Raw genomic sequence first — 14,252 nt, forward strand, 5'->3', positions numbered from 1 at the left:
CTCAACTCGCGGGGATCAGCGTGTACTTGGTGCTGAGGTACTCGTGGATGCCCTCGGCACCGCCCTCGCGCCCGAGCCCGGACTGCTTGACACCACCGAACGGCGCTGCGGCGTTGGAGACCAGCCCCGTGTTCAGGCCCATCATGCCGGTGTCGATGCGGTCGATCATCCGCTGGCCGCGAGCGAGGTCGTTCGTGAAGACGTAGCCGACCAGACCGTATTCGGTCTCGTTGGCGCCGGCGACGGCCTCGTCTTCGGTGGCGAACGTCGAGATGGCGAGCACCGGCCCGAAGATCTCCTCGCGCAGGATCTCGCTGCCCGGCTGCACACCGATCAGCACGGTCGGCTCGAAGAAGCAGCCGTCACGCTCGGGCGCCTTGCCCCCGGTGAGGATGCGCGCGCCGCGGTCGACCGCGTCACCGATCAGCACGCTCATCGACGCGACGGCGCGGTCGTCGATGAGCGGCCCGATGGTCACTCCGTCGTCGGTGCCGCGGCCGAGCGACAGCGCGTTCACCCGCTCGGTCACGCGAGCGGCGAACTCCTCGGCGACGGACTCGTGCACGAGGAAGCGGTTGGCAGCGGTGCAGGCCTGGCCGATGTTGCGGAACTTCGCGAGCATCGCGCCCTCGACGGCCTTCTCGATGTCGGCGTCTTCGAACACGATGAACGGTGCGTTGCCGCCGAGCTCCATCGACGTGCGGAGCACGTTCTGCCCGGCCTGCGCGAGCAGACGGCGGCCGACCGGCGTCGAGCCCGTGAAGCTCAGCTTCCGCAGGCGCGGGTCGGCGATGATCGGCTCGGAGAGCGCGCCGGCGTTGTGCGTGGGAACGATGTTGACGACCCCGGCCGGCACCCCCGCATCCGCGAGCAGCTGCGCGAAGAGGAGCGTGGTGAGCGGCGTGAGCTCGGCCGGCTTGACGACCACAGTGCACCCCGCGGCCAGAGCCGGAGCGATCTTGCGGGTGGCCATCGCGAGCGGAAAGTTCCACGGGGTGATCAGGTAACAGGGGCCGACCGGGCGCTGCGACACGATCATCGATCCGGTGCCCTCGGGGTTCCGCCCGTACCGGCCGCCGATGCGCACGGCCTCCTCGCTGAACCAGCGGAGGAACTCGCCGCCGTAGGTCACCTCACCGTTGGCCTCCGCGAGCGGCTTGCCCATCTCCAGGGTCATCAGCAGCGCGAAGTCGTCGCGGCGCTCCTGCAGCAGGTCGAACGCCCGGCGCAGGATCTCGGCGCGCGTGCGCGGAGGGGTCGCCGCCCAGGCGTCGGCGGCAGCGGCAGCGGCATCCAGGGCCCGGATGCCGTCTTCGGGCTGCGCGTTGGCGATGCGCTTGATCACGCGGCCGGTCGCCGGATCCTTGACCTCGATCGGAGCGGCAGACCCGGCCTCCCAGACACCGCCGATGAACAGGCCGTCGGGAACGCGCGCGAGCAGCTCGGCTTCGCGAGGGTCGAGAGCGGCATCGGTCGGGGCCGCGGTGTCTGAGATGGTCATGCGTTCTCCAATGCTTCGGCCACGACATCGAGGCCCTCGATCAACAGGTTGTCCGGGATGCTCAGGGGCGGCAGGAAACGGATGACGTTGCCGTAGGTGCCGCAGGTCAGCAGCACCACGCCGGCCGCGTGCACGGCGGCGGTGACCCGGGCGGTGAGCGCCGCATCCGGTTCTCCGGTCGCCGGATCGACGAGCTCGATGGCGACCATCGCCCCGCGTCCGCGCACCTCGGCCACCCGGGCGTCGGCGTCGCGCAGAGCGCCCAGCTTGTCGAAGAGGATGGCGCCGATCTCTCGAGCGCGCTCGGCGAGGTTCTCGGCCTCGTAGGTCTCGATGGTGGCGAGGGCTGCGACGCAGGCGAGCGGGTTGCCGCCGTACGTTCCGCCGAGGCCGCCGACCTGCGGAGCGTCCATGATCTCGGCGCGTCCGGTGACGGCGGAGAGTGGCAGCCCGCCGGCGATGCCCTTGGCGGTGACGATCAGGTCGGGCACGATGCCGAACTGCTCGGAGGCGAACATGGTTCCGGTGCGAGCGAAGCCGGTCTGCACCTCGTCGGCGATGAAGACGACCCCGTTCGCGGCCGCCCACTCGGCGATGGCCGGCAGAAAACCGTCGGCCGGAACGATGAAACCGCCCTCGCCCTGAATAGGCTCGATGATGATCGCGGCCAGGTTGCTCGCGCCGATCTGCTTCTCGATCTGCAGGGTGGCGCGGGCCGCGGCCTCGGCACCGGAGAGTCCGCCGTCGCGCAGCGGGTAGCTGAGCGGTGCGCGGTAGATCTCGGGCGCGAACGGTCCGAAGCCGTTCTTGTACGGCTGGTTCTTGGCCGTGAGACCCATCGTGAGGTTCGTGCGGCCGTGGTAGGCGTGATCGAAGGCGACGACGGCCTGCTTGCCGGTGTAGTGGCGCGCGATCTTCACCGCGTTCTCGACGGCTTCCGCGCCGGAGTTGAACAGCGCGCTGCGCTTGTCGTGGTCGCCCGGGGTGAGCCGGTTCAGTGCCTCGGCCACGTCGACGTAGGAGTCGTACGGCGCCACGGTGAAACACGTGTGCGTGAACTGCGCGAGCTGCGCGGCGACCGCGTCCACGACGCGGGGCGCCGAGTTCCCGACACCCGTCACGGCGATGCCGGAGCCGAAGTCGATGAGCGAGTTGCCGTCGACGTCGACGAGCACGCCGCCGCCGGCCGCGACGGTGAACACGGGAATGGTCGCCCCGACGCCCGCGGCGACGGCCTGCGACTTGCGCTCCATCCTTCTGCGCGATTCGGGGCCGGGGATCGGGGTGACGAGCCGGCGCTCCTGCGGAAGCCCGGGGCCGCCGGTGACGGTTGCTGGGATGTCGACGATGGTCATGCGGGCATCGTATGGAGCCGGGACGGCGCAATTCTTGGACACCTTGTACAATTGGGGAGCATCCACTCGACACGCTGGCAGATCGGAGCCGCTGTGCCCGCGACCCTCGCCCACTTGCTCGCCCGCCCCGAGCTCGGTCTCCGGCTGCTCACCTCTCCCGGCACCGGTTCGCTCGACCGGCCGATCCCCTGGGTGCACAGCTCCGAGCTCGCCGACCCGACGCCGTTTCTCAGCGAGGGGCAGGTGCTCCTCGTCACCGGCACACCCGATGACGTCGAACCGTATGTCGAGCGGCTGGTGGCGCACGGCATCGCCGGACTCGGATTCGGCACCGACGTGGTGCGTGACGGCACCCCGGATGCCCTCGCCGACGCCTGCGAGCGGCACGGGCTCCCGCTGTTCGAGGTGCCGTACCGCACGCCGTTCATCGCGATCACCCGCTTCGTCGCCGACAGCGTCGCCGCCGACGCCTACGCCCGCAGCACCTGGGCGTTGCGCGCGTCTCGCGCGATCTCGCTCGCGGCCCTCCGCCCGGATGCGCTCGGCGCCGTTCTCGCCGAGCTCGCGCGGCAGATCGAGCACCCCGTGGCGCTGGTGGGCGCGGCCGGAGCGGTCGAGCGGGCATACCCGCCGAGCGCCGTCGACGGCGCGGCCCGGTCGAGCCTGGCTGCGGCGGCGGAGCCGCTGCTGCGGGGAGGAAGGCGCGCGGGAAGCACGGTCGAGATCGGGGGCGAATCGTTCGCGCTGCAGACCCTCGGCGCCGCCGGGCGCCTGCGAGGCGTCGTCGCCGTGGGCGGCGGCGCAAGCCTCGACCAGGCGGCGCAGCAGGTGGTGACCGGTGTGGTCGCGCTGGCCGGCCTCGCGCTCGAACAGAGCCGGGCGACGGATGCGGCCCGCTCCCGCCTGCGCACGGCCGTCTGGCGTGCCCTGCTCGCCGGCGACCGTTCCCTCGCCGTGCGGGTCGCGGAGCCCGTGGTCGGTCCGCTCCCGGAGGGCTCCGTGCGTGTGGCCCTGCTCGCGGGCGACGGGGTGCCGGCTGCGGCGGACTGGCTGGAACTGCATCCCGAGACCGCGCCGGAGTTCTTCGCACGCGACGGCGGTGATCTCGTGCTGCTGACTGACACTGCGACGTCGGCCGATGTCACGGCTCTGGTCGAGCGCTTCGGGCTGCGCGGTGGTGTCTCCGGCCCGGCCTCCCCCCTGGGGCTTGCCGCGGCCGTCGCCCAAGCGTCGGCGGCGCGCGACGGCGCCACCGCAGAACTTCCGCTGCGCGGCTTCGACGACCTCGCGGCGGGCGGGATGCTCGCCCTGCTGCACACCGACGACGCGCGCGCCGTGGCCGCGGCGACCCTCGAGCCTCTGGCCGCCGACCCCGCGCTCGTGGCAGCGCTGCGCACCTGGCTCGACCACAACGGTGTCTACGATGTCGCCGCGCGCGAGCTCGGCATCCACCGGCACACCCTCCGCGCCCGCGTCGCCGAAGCCGAGCGTCTCCTCGGCCGAGACCTCACCCCGTTCGCCGCCCGCGCCGACCTGTACGCCGCCCTGGCCACCCTCTGACCGCGGCCAAGCCGCCGCGTCGCGCCGGACATCCCGCGCATCCCGGCACGCAATGCCGTCACGCCGGAAGAAACGCCGGCCTGCGCCACGAAATCTCCGACGTCACGATTCCCGGGTGATCGACACCGAGACGAAGACCTCCGACCCGGCACTGCCCGCGTACACCCCGCGCAACGGTGCCACGTCCGTGTAGTCGCGGCCGTGGCCGACCCGCACATGGCGATCGCCGATGTCGAGCTGGTTGGTCGGGTCGTACGCGTGCCAGCTTCCGCAGAACCATTCGACCCAGGCGTGCGACTCCCCCACGACCGTCTCCCCGATTGTGGCCTCGGCCACCGGATGCAGGTAGCCCGACACGTACCGCGCCGGCAGCCCGGCCGCGCGCAACGCTCCGACCGCGACGTGCGCGATGTCCTGGCAGACGCCCTTCCGCGACTCCCAGGCCTCAGCTGCGGTGGAACTGACGCCCGTCACCCCGCTGACGTACTGCATGCCGTCGCCGACCGCCCGGGCGATGGCGAGCCCGGCGGCGCACGGATCGTCGCCGGCCGCCTCGCGAGCGGCGGTGGCCAGGGCGACGACATCCTCGGGCGGAGCGGTCAGCGGCGTCTGCCAGAGCTGCTGCACGTACTCACCCGAACTCTGCACGACGGCATCCAGGTCGTCCCAGCCGAGGCCGGCCCGGGCGTGCGTCGTCTCCAGCACCTCCACCAGGCTGCTTGCCCTGATGGTCAGCTCGCTGTGCGGGGCGAGCACGTCGAACGCGAGCACCCGGGTTCCCCAGTAGTCGGTGTACTGGTGGTGTGACGAGACGGGCTGCACGTCGAGGTTGGCGTGCAGCACCAGTTGGCGCTCACCCGAGACCGGCAGCATCCGCGCCTCGTTGTACGACGCCGTCACCTCGCCGTCGTAACGGAATCCGGTCGCGTGCACGATCCGCAGCCGCTTCACGCTTTGTCTCCGATCCAGCTCGGCGCGACGTTCTCAGGAAAGTAGCGGCGACGGATGGCCTCCGTGGCCGCACTCGTCGCCTCCTGGATCGCCGACATGTGGGCGGGCAGATCGTCGAGCACCTCGGCCACCGGACGGAACTCGAGTTCGCTCCGGATCTGCCCGAGCAGGCGCTGCGCCCGGTCGGACACCCCCGCGCGCTCCAGCCGCGGCTCGATCTCGCGCAGACTCTCGGCCGCCCGCGTGATCGAGAAGAGGATCGAGCGCGGAAACAGCCGGTCGTGCAGCAGGAACTCGGCCGCGTTGCGCGCCGACGGAACGCCGCGATACGTGCGCAGGTACGACTCGTAGGCGCCGCACGACCGCAGGATGGTCGTCCAGCTCGGCCCGCTCGCCTCCGTGAGCGACCGGGTCGCGAGCAGGCGGGCGGTCATGTCCGCGCGCTCCAGACTGCGTCCGAGCGTGAAGAACTGCCAAGCCTCGTCGCGGCTGGCGCCCGAATCCATGATGCCGACGGCGAGCGCGGTGCGGTCGCGCACCCAGGTGAAGAACTCGTGCACCTTGTCGCTCGTGACCCGCCGCGGCATCCGGGCGCTGGTGGTGTTCAGGCATTCCCACATCTCGGTGGAGACGATCTCGCGCGCCCGCCTGGCGTTCTCCCGTGCGGCGCTCAGCGAGTAGACGATCGACGCAGGGGCGGTTCGGTCGACGGCGAGGATGCGCAGCACATCCTCCCGCGCCAGCTCCCCCTCCGGCGCATCGCTGTCCATCACGCCGAGCAGCGACCGGCAGGCGGTGTCCTCGTCGATCCACGGATCTTCGAGCAGCAGTTGCAGATGCACGTCGAGGATGCGGGCGGTGCCGTCGCTGCGCTCGATGTAGCGCCCGATCCAGAAGAGGCTCGACGCGATGCGGCTCAGCATCGGGTCGCCTCCGTCGCGGTCGGCGCGGGCTGCTGCTGTTGTTGCTGCTGCTGTTGTTGTTGCTGTTGCTGTTGCTGCTGCTGCTGCTGTTGTTGCTGTTGCTGCTGCTGCTGGTCGCTGCGTGGCGCATCCTGGTCGGAGTGGTCGGGCGCGTGCTGCGACGGCGCGCCGGGCGATGACGCCGCCGCCTGATCCGCGACGAGGCCCGGCACACCCCTCGACTCGCTCTCCGGCTCAGGTGCCGAGCCGGTCATCCCCACGACCCAGGTGTCTTTCGAGCCGCCGCCCTGGCTGCTGTTCACGACAAGCCTGCCCTCGGCGAGCGCCACCCTCGTCAGGCCGCCGGGAAGCACCCAGACGTCTCGGCCGTCGTTGACCGCGAACGGGCGGAGGTCGACGTGGCGCGGGCGCATCCCGTCTTCGACCAGGGTCGGGATGGTGGACAGCTGCACCACAGGCTGCGCGATCCACCCGCGCGGGTCGGCCTGCAGACGCGCCCGAAGATCGGCGAGCTCCTTCTTCGACGCGTCCGGGCCGATCACCAGGCCTTTGCCACCCGACCCGTCGACGGGCTTCACGACGAGCTCGTCCAACCGGTCGAGCACTTCGGCGAGCGACTCGGGGTCTTCGAGCCGCCACGTGTCGACGTTCGAAAGCAGGGGCTCCTCGGCGAGGTAGTAGCGGATCAGGTCGGGCAGATAGGTGTAGACGAGCTTGTCGTCGGCGACGCCGTTACCGACCGCGTTGGCGATGGTGACGTTGCCGAGCCGTGCCGCGAGCATGAGCCCGGGCGTGCCCAGCACCGAGTCGACCCGGAACTGCAGCGGGTCGATGAACTCGTCGTCGATGCGCCGGTAGATCACGTCGACGCGCTGCGGGCCGGAGGTGGTGCGCATCCAGACCTTGCCGCCCGAACAGAAGAGGTCGCGCCCCTCGACCAGTTCGACGCCCATCAGCCGGGCGAGCAGCGTGTGCTCGAAGTAGGCGGAGTTGTAGACGCCCGGGGTGAGCACGACCACGTTCGGCGACTCCATGCCCCCGGGCGCGCTCGCCTTCAGGGCCTGCAGCAGCCGGTACGGGTAGTCGCCGACCGGGCGCACCCGCATCGACGTGAACAGCTCCGGAAGCGTCTGCGCCATCACCCGGCGGTTCGAGATGACATAGCTGACGCCGCTCGGCACGCGCACGTTGTCTTCGAGCACGCGCCACTCGCCGCGCTCATCCCGGATCAGGTCGATGCCAGACACCTGGATGCGCACCCCGTTGGCGCTCTCGATGCCGGCCGCCGCGCGGTGGAAATGCGACGACGACGTGATGAGCGCGGCGGGGATGACCCCGTCGCGCACGGCGTTCTGCGCTCCGTAGACGTCGCTCAGGAAGGCTTCGAGCGCGCGCACCCGCTGCTTGATGCCGGCCTCGACGCGCTGCCACTCGGCCTGCTCGATGACGCGCGGCACCGCATCCAGCGGAAAGGGGCGCTCCTCGCCGGCGAAGTCGAACGTGACACCCTGCGCGAGATAAGAGCTGGCGAGCGCGTCCGTTCGGCCGCGCAGCTCATCCTGTGTGAGCGCGGCCAGCGCCGTGTAGAGCTCGCGGTACGGCGCTCTCGCGTGTTCGGCCCCGGCGGAGCGCCCGAAATCGGCGAACATCTCATCCCAGGCGGCGGACCTGCCGCGCCGGCGCTTGCCCGCCAGCACCCCGTACCCACCGAACAGATCGCCCATGAGCAGACGTTACCCAGCGCGCGTTTCCCCCACATTTCCGCACGTTTCGATCGCGCTACGCGCGCCGCCGCCGCGCTCCGCCTCGCTCCGCTTCCGAAGCGGCCGGGCTCAGGGTTGGAGCCGGGCGTGCGTCCAGGGGGCGCCGACGGCGGCGCGACGGTAGGCGAGACGGCGATGCAGGCGGCTGGTGCGACCGTGCCAGAACTCGATCGAGGTGGGCACGAGGCGGTAGCCGGCCCAGTCGGAAGGCATCGGGATGCCCTCCGCCCGGCTCGCGAGTGCCGCGGCCCGCTCGGCCAGGGCATCCTCGTCGTCGAGCGGTTCGCCCTGGTGCGATGCTGCCGCCGTCGCCTGCGCCTCGATCGGCCGGTCGCGGAACAGGGCGGCCGACTCCTCCTGGCCGAGCCGCTCGACGCTTCCTTCGATGCGCAGCTGCTGCATCGTCTCCCGCCAGTAGAAGCCCATCGCCGCATACGGCCCGGACGCCAGGTCGCGGCCTTTCCGGCTCGACGTGTAGCTGCCGAAAACGAGGCCCCGCTCGTCGAAAGCCTTCACCGCGATCGTGCGCACAGACGGGATCACGGCCGCCCCGTTGGACGGGTCGCCGGGGCCGGCGGTGGCCAGGGATGCGGCGAGCGGCTCCCGCACGCCGTCAGCCTGAGCCTGCACGAGCCAGCCCTTGAGCAGCGGCATCGGGTCCGCCGGCGGAGCATCGAACTCGGGAAAGTCGAGGGTCTCGTCGCCGCTGAGCGTGGCAGGGTCATGAGGGTCGGTCATGTGACCGACTGTACCCACCCGAGCTTTTCGGCAGAATGGCACAATGACCACTCCGATCTCCGGTACCCATTTCGGCCTCACGGCGGGCGACTACCACGCCACGATCGCCTCGGTCGGAGCAACGCTTCGCACCCTCGAGTTTCGCGGACGACACCTCGTCGTGCCGTTCGAGGCGGACGAGATCCGCCCTGTGTTCCGCGGCGCGACGCTCGCTCCCTGGCCGAACCGGGTCATCGACGGCAGATACACCTTCGGCGGCGTCGAGCAGCAACTCGCCATCACCGAACCGGCCCGCGGTCACGCGCTCCACGGTCTGGCTTCCTGGCTGGAGTTCACCCCGGTCGACCAGTCGGCGAGCAGCGTGAGCCTCGTCGCCACTGTGGAGGCGCAGGCCGGCTACCCGCACCGCGTCGACGTCTCCGTCACCTTCACCCTGGACGAGGCCGGCCTGCACACGACCGTCACCGCCACCAATACGGGAACGGATGCCGCACCCTGGGGCACTGGGCCGCATCCCTATCTCGTTGCCGGCTCCGGACACGTCGACGACTGGTCGCTCACCCTTCCCGCCGCCACCGTCGTGACGATCACCGAGGAGAGACTGCTGCCGATCGCCAGCGTCGACGTCGCTTCGGAAGGCGATGGGATCTTCGACTTCCGCGAACCGCGCACCATCGGCGACACGTTCATCGACCACGCCTTCACCGGCCTCGCGCGGGACGAGGAGGGAGCGGCGACCGTGTCGGTTCTCACGGCCGACGGATCGGGAGTCGAGATGACCTGGGACCACTCGTGCCCCTGGGTGCAGGTGCACACCGCCGACAGCGACGACCCGTCGATGAGCCGCATCGGACTGGCCGTCGAGCCGATGACCTGCCCGCCCGACGCATTCAACTCGGGCGTCGATCTGGTCGTGCTCGAGCCGGGAGCCTCGTCGTCGGCCGACTGGACCATCCGCGCCGTCTGAGGTCGCACCGTCCGATCGCGGCGTCCGATCGCGGCGAGCGATCGCGCCGAGCGATCGCGCCGAGCCGCGGACACGAGAAACGCCCCCGGCGAGACCCGAAAGCCGGGGGCGTTGCGGGGATCAACAACACCACCGCAGACAGCTGAAGCAAGGACACCCGACATGCTCGCTTCAGCCGTATGACCCGCGCGACAGAAGTCGGCCGCAAGTCATACCCCCATCCTACATTGTGGATGCGAAATGTTACAAGTTCGCGTCCAGTATCTCGGTGCCCGCCGACTGGGCGCGCGCTCGGGCTCGGAGCGAGGCGAGCAGTAGTTCGACACCAAGGTCGAACGCGCGGTCTGAGCGTTCCGCCCCCGCCTCCCCCTTGGCGACGAGGCGGCCGAGCGCTGTGTTCGGAGCCGCGCGCCACACCTCGTTCGGCGCCGACAGGTCGAGACCCGAGCCGAGTGCGAACGCGTCGAGCACGGCGATGACCACGAGCACGTCCTCGTCGGCGAAGCCGGCCGAGAGCAGTGCCGCCGCCAGCGCGTCGTAGTAGCCGAGCACCCCCGCGTCGGTCACCGGCTTGCCCACGAGCAACGGCAAGACGAGGGGATGCGCGGCGAACATCGCCCGCTGCTCCCGCACCACGTACTCCACCACCGCATCCCAGCTCAGACCGTCGGGCACCACGATGGCGGCGCGCTCGGCGAGACGGCCGCGCATCAGTTCGACGATCGCGTCCTTCCCCTCGACGTGGTTGTAGAGCGACGACGGGGTGACCCCGAGCGCCCGCGCCACCGCGTTCACGCCGAAGGGCTTGCCCGCGTCGACGAGGTCGATCGCCGCGTCGGCGATCCGTTCGGGGTTCAGGATGGGCGACGACGGTCTCGGCATCGCATCCCCTTTCGCTCGCGGCCTTCCCTGTGCATAATAAACGAACACCATTCGTTTTAGCACCCCGGGGTGGACCCATGACCTTCTCACTCGTGCGCTCGACCGGCGCCCCCGTCTCGCTCGCCCGTGTCGCCGGCAGCCGTTCCGACAGCGAGCCGCTGCGCATCGGCGTCGTGCAGCACGCCTGGCAGTCCGACCCTGCGGAGCTCGAGGCGTCGCTCGCCGAGGCCGTCGCACTGGCCGCCGGCGAAGGCGCCCGCATCGTGTTCCTCCCCGAGCTGACCCTCTCCCGCTACCCGGCCGACACCGTTCCCGACGGCCGCGCGGACGAACTGGCCGAAGCCCTCGAGACGGGCCCGACCCGCCGCTGGGCCGCATCCGTCGCCGCCGCGAACGATGTCTACGTTCATGCGTCGCTCTACCAGCGCACCGGCGACGACGACGGCCGCGGACTGAACACCGCGATCGTCGTCTCCCCTTCCGGCGAGATCGTCGCGAAGACGAACAAGCTGCACATCCCGGTGACCGCCGGCTACTACGAAGACAAGTACTTTCGGGCCGGTCCCGCCGACGAGCCGTATCCGGTGCACGAGCTGGCGCAACTCCCGGGTGTTCGCCTCGGGCTGCCGACCTGCTGGGACGAGTGGTTTCCCGAGGTCGCGCGGGCCTACGGCCTGCAGGGCGCGAACGTGGTGGTCTACCCGACCGCGATCGGCTCCGAGCCAGACCATCCCGACTTCGACACCCAGCCGTTGTGGCGCCAGGTGATCGTCGGCAACGGCATCGCCAACGGCACCTTCATGGTCGTTCCGAACCGCACCGGCGCCGAGACACGGGCCGACGGAACGCCCGGCAACACGTTCTACGGTTCGTCGTTCGTGAGCGACCCGTACGGCCGCATCCTCGCCGAGGCTCCGCGCGACGAGCAAGCGGTGCTGGTGGTCGACCTCGATCTGCCGCAGCGCGACGACTGGCTGACTCTCTTCCCGTTTCTGGCCACGCGTCGCCCCGACACCTACGCCCTGCTCGCCGGAGACGACCGATGACGGGAGCCCCGCTGGGCTGGCGGATGCCGCACGAGGGCGACCCGCACGAGCGCACCTGGCTCGCCTGGCCGAGTTCCGGATACACACTCGGCGATTCCGCCGAAGACGCCGAGGAGGCTCGCACGACCTGGGCGGCCGTCGCCAACGCGATCGCCGAGTTCGAGCCCGTGACGGTGGTCGTCGACCCGCGTGACGCAGACGTGGCTCCGCGCTACCTGTCCGGCTCGATCGAGCTGCGCGAAGCGCCCCTCGACGACGCCTGGATGCGCGACATGGGCCCCACGTTCGTGCGTTCGGCAGAGACGGGCGCACTCGGCGCGGTCGCCTGGGTGTTCAACGGCTGGGGCGCCCAGGACTGGGCGACCTGGGGCAACGACAGCAAGGTCGGCGCGCGCGTCGCGGACTGGGCCGGCGCGACCCTCGTCGGCAGCGCGCTGGTGAACGAGGGCGGCGGCATCCACGTCGACGGCGAAGGAACGGTGCTCGCCACCGAGACGGTGCAGCTCGACCCCGGCCGCAACCCGGGCCTGACCCACGCCGACGTGGAGGCCGAGTTCGCCCGTACCATCGGCACCACGAAGACCATCTGGCTGCCGCGAGGCCTCACGCGCGACTCCGAACGCTTCGGCACCCGCGGCCACGTCGACATCGTCGCCGCCTTCGCCGAGCCAGGGGTCGTGCTGCTGCACAGCCAGCGCGACCCGTCGCATCCCGACTTCGAGGTCTCCCGCTCGCTGCGCGCGGTGCTCGAGGGCTCAACGGATGCGGCCGGCCGCTCCCTGCGGATCATCGAGGTCCCCGCTCCCGCGACGCTGCGCGACGACGACGGCTGGACCGACTACAGCTACATCAACCACCTGCTGGTGAACGGCGGCGTCATCGCCTGCTCCTTCGGCGACGACAACGACGCGCAGGCCGCGGCCATCCTCGCGGAGGCCTACCCCGGGCGCTCGGTGGTGACCGTGGATGCGCGCCCGCTCTTCGCGCGCGGGGGCGGCATCCACTGCATCACGCAGCAACAGCCACGGGTGTAGCCCGTTCCAGGCGCGCCAAGGGCGAGTAGTCGTGACCTGCGGAGCTCTCCAGGTCACGACTACTCGCCACTCGCCGCCCGAGGGTGCTGGAGCGGCGGAGGAAGGGCGGGCGCGGCAAGCCACGAACAAGCCGCGCCCGGTCTGTGGGGCGCTGAGCGCAGGCGCTAGCGCTGAGTGCGGGTGACGATCTCCGCGGCGGTCTCGCGGCCGACGCGGATCGCGCCGTCGACGTGCTGGTAGCCCTTGCCGGCCATGTCACTGCACGAGAAGTGGATGGGGCCGACCGGCGCCCGGAGGTCGGAGCCGTAGCGGGCGAGGCCGCCCATGTCGAAGCTCGCCGCATACGCTCCGCGCGTCCACTCCTCGCTGCCCCAGTCGCTCTCGTAGTAGACGACGGGGTCGAGCGCCGCCTCGCCGTAGTAGTGCGAGAGGGATTCGAGGATGCGGGCCTTGCGCTGCTCCGCGCTCAGCGCGAACACCGAGTCGGCCTCCTCATCGGAGACGAACCCGACGAGTGTTCCCCGCGGGTCGCCGTCGTAGCTGTTGTCGTAGGCCTCGTGCACCAGCTCGTAGGGGCTGAAGGCGGTGCCCGAGAAGCCGTCCGCGCGCCAGAACGGCGTCTCGTAGACCGCGTGCACCTTGATCACGAACCCCATCGAGAGGTGCTGATGCATCTGCTGCTGGCGGCGCGGCAGCGGCGGCTCGTAAGAGATGCGGCTGATCAGGATGGGCGGCAAGGCCAGGATGGCGTACCGCGCCCGCACCTCGAGACCGTCGGCGATGGCGGTGACGCCCGCGTCGTCCCACCGCAACGTGCGCACCGGAGCGTTCAGGTGAACATCCCCGCCCAGCCGTTCGGCCAGCAGAAGCGGCACCTGCTGCAGTCCGCCTTTCACCCGCTTGTCGAGGATGAAGTCGGCGTCGACGAGGTTCGAGAAGCTCCCGGCCGAGGCCGCCATGAGCAGCGCCTGCAGCGCCGAGAACGCGTGCGCCGGCTTGGTGAGCATGGCTCCGGCGATGAACATGCCGATGTTCTGCCGGGCCTCCTCATCGTCGGTCTGCGTCTCGAGCCAGTGACTGAACGAGATCTCGTCGAGCTCTTTGGCTCGGGGGTGCTCCCAAGGCCGGTCGGGGTCGATCTCGGCGACCAGGGCATCCAGACGCTCGATGAGCGTGACGATCTCGTGCTCGGTCGGCGCCGGCACCGGAAAGATCTCGCCCTCGAACGTGCGGCGCTCTCCGCCCGGGCCGATGTAGATGTTCAAGCCCTCGCGATAGCGCTCGTAGGTTTCGAGGCCGAGCTCGGCGAGCGTGTCGATGAGCGCATCCTGGTCGGGCGACACCCACTGGCCGCCGATCTCGAGCGTGGCTCCGTCGATGTCGTCTGTCCACAGGCGGCCGCCGACCCGATCGCGCGCCTCGAGAACGGCGACGCTGAGCCCCGCCTTCTTCAGCTCCGTGGCCGCGGTCAGCCCGGAGGCGCCCGCTCCCACGATCACGACGTCGCGCTCGATGCTGGTCATTGCCGGTCT

The 14,252-nt window shown here is 70.6% G+C and carries 12 protein-coding genes; 4 read left to right on the top strand and 8 right to left on the bottom strand.

The features are described from left to right. Nucleotide 1: 1 nt before the first annotated feature. Both ACFVWR_RS00065 and gabT read right to left on the bottom strand, forming a co-directional pair. Complete coding sequence (locus tag ACFVWR_RS00065; protein ID WP_387206989.1) at nt 2-1,501, bottom strand: NAD-dependent succinate-semialdehyde dehydrogenase; 1,500 nt, start codon at nt 1,499-1,501, stop codon at nt 2-4. Next, the gene (gene gabT, locus ACFVWR_RS00070; RefSeq protein ID WP_387206990.1) at nt 1,498-2,856 is read right to left on the bottom strand and encodes a 4-aminobutyrate--2-oxoglutarate transaminase; all 1,359 of its coding nucleotides are present in this window, start codon (nt 2,854-2,856) and stop codon (nt 1,498-1,500) included. Before gabT ends, ACFVWR_RS00065 begins: the two co-directional genes overlap by 4 nt. A gap of 93 nt (nt 2,857-2,949) precedes the next feature. Between gabT and ACFVWR_RS00075 the strand changes: the two genes are divergently transcribed. Then, entirely contained in the window at nt 2,950-4,416 is a 1,467-nt protein-coding gene (locus ACFVWR_RS00075; RefSeq protein ID WP_387206991.1) for a PucR family transcriptional regulator, read from the top strand. A gap of 102 nt (nt 4,417-4,518) precedes the next feature. Here ACFVWR_RS00075 and ACFVWR_RS00080 read toward each other — a convergent pair whose 3' ends face one another. The 4 genes from ACFVWR_RS00080 to ACFVWR_RS00095 form a co-directional block, all read right to left on the bottom strand. Further along, nucleotides 4,519-5,367 carry a transglutaminase N-terminal domain-containing protein gene (locus ACFVWR_RS00080; RefSeq protein ID WP_387206992.1) on the bottom strand — a complete coding sequence of 283 codons (849 nt, stop codon included), beginning with the start codon at nt 5,365-5,367 and terminating at the stop codon, nt 4,519-4,521. After that, the gene (locus tag ACFVWR_RS00085) at nt 5,364-6,290 is read right to left on the bottom strand and encodes an alpha-E domain-containing protein (protein WP_387206993.1); all 927 of its coding nucleotides are present in this window, start codon (nt 6,288-6,290) and stop codon (nt 5,364-5,366) included. The genes ACFVWR_RS00080 and ACFVWR_RS00085 overlap by 4 nt, the downstream gene beginning before the upstream one ends. Beyond that, entirely contained in the window at nt 6,284-8,014 is a 1,731-nt protein-coding gene (locus ACFVWR_RS00090) for a circularly permuted type 2 ATP-grasp protein (RefSeq protein WP_387206994.1), read from the bottom strand. The genes ACFVWR_RS00085 and ACFVWR_RS00090 overlap by 7 nt, the downstream gene beginning before the upstream one ends. A gap of 108 nt (nt 8,015-8,122) precedes the next feature. Beyond that, a complete protein-coding gene (locus tag ACFVWR_RS00095; protein ID WP_387206995.1) occupies nt 8,123-8,791 on the bottom strand; it encodes a pyridoxal 5'-phosphate synthase in 669 nt (222 codons plus the stop codon). A 43-nt stretch (nt 8,792-8,834) separates the two neighbouring features. Here ACFVWR_RS00095 and ACFVWR_RS00100 point away from each other — a divergent pair, with 43 nt between their 5' ends. Continuing rightward, nucleotides 8,835-9,758, top strand: coding sequence for an aldose 1-epimerase family protein (locus ACFVWR_RS00100; protein ID WP_387206996.1), 924 nt, complete (start codon nt 8,835-8,837; stop codon nt 9,756-9,758). A gap of 243 nt (nt 9,759-10,001) precedes the next feature. On the opposite strand, the gene ACFVWR_RS00105 is transcribed toward ACFVWR_RS00100, so the two are convergent. Then, nucleotides 10,002-10,640, bottom strand: coding sequence for a TetR/AcrR family transcriptional regulator (locus ACFVWR_RS00105; RefSeq protein ID WP_387206997.1), 639 nt, complete (start codon nt 10,638-10,640; stop codon nt 10,002-10,004). A 77-nt stretch (nt 10,641-10,717) separates the two neighbouring features. Here ACFVWR_RS00105 and ACFVWR_RS00110 point away from each other — a divergent pair, with 77 nt between their 5' ends. Then, nucleotides 10,718-11,686, top strand: coding sequence for a nitrilase-related carbon-nitrogen hydrolase (locus ACFVWR_RS00110; protein WP_387206998.1), 969 nt, complete (start codon nt 10,718-10,720; stop codon nt 11,684-11,686). Continuing rightward, nucleotides 11,683-12,720 carry an agmatine/peptidylarginine deiminase gene (locus ACFVWR_RS00115; RefSeq protein ID WP_387207000.1) on the top strand — a complete coding sequence of 346 codons (1,038 nt, stop codon included), beginning with the start codon at nt 11,683-11,685 and terminating at the stop codon, nt 12,718-12,720. The genes ACFVWR_RS00110 and ACFVWR_RS00115 overlap by 4 nt, the downstream gene beginning before the upstream one ends. Before the next feature lie 164 nt (nt 12,721-12,884). Here the strand turns inward: ACFVWR_RS00115 and ACFVWR_RS00120 are convergent, their stop codons facing one another. Beyond that, a complete protein-coding gene (locus ACFVWR_RS00120; RefSeq protein ID WP_387207001.1) occupies nt 12,885-14,243 on the bottom strand; it encodes a flavin monoamine oxidase family protein in 1,359 nt (452 codons plus the stop codon). Nucleotides 14,244-14,252 lie beyond the last annotated feature (9 nt).

Origin of the sequence: Leifsonia sp. NPDC058292 (assembly GCF_042880955.1) — a bacterium.
Classification (GTDB): domain Bacteria; phylum Actinomycetota; class Actinomycetes; order Actinomycetales; family Microbacteriaceae; genus Leifsonia.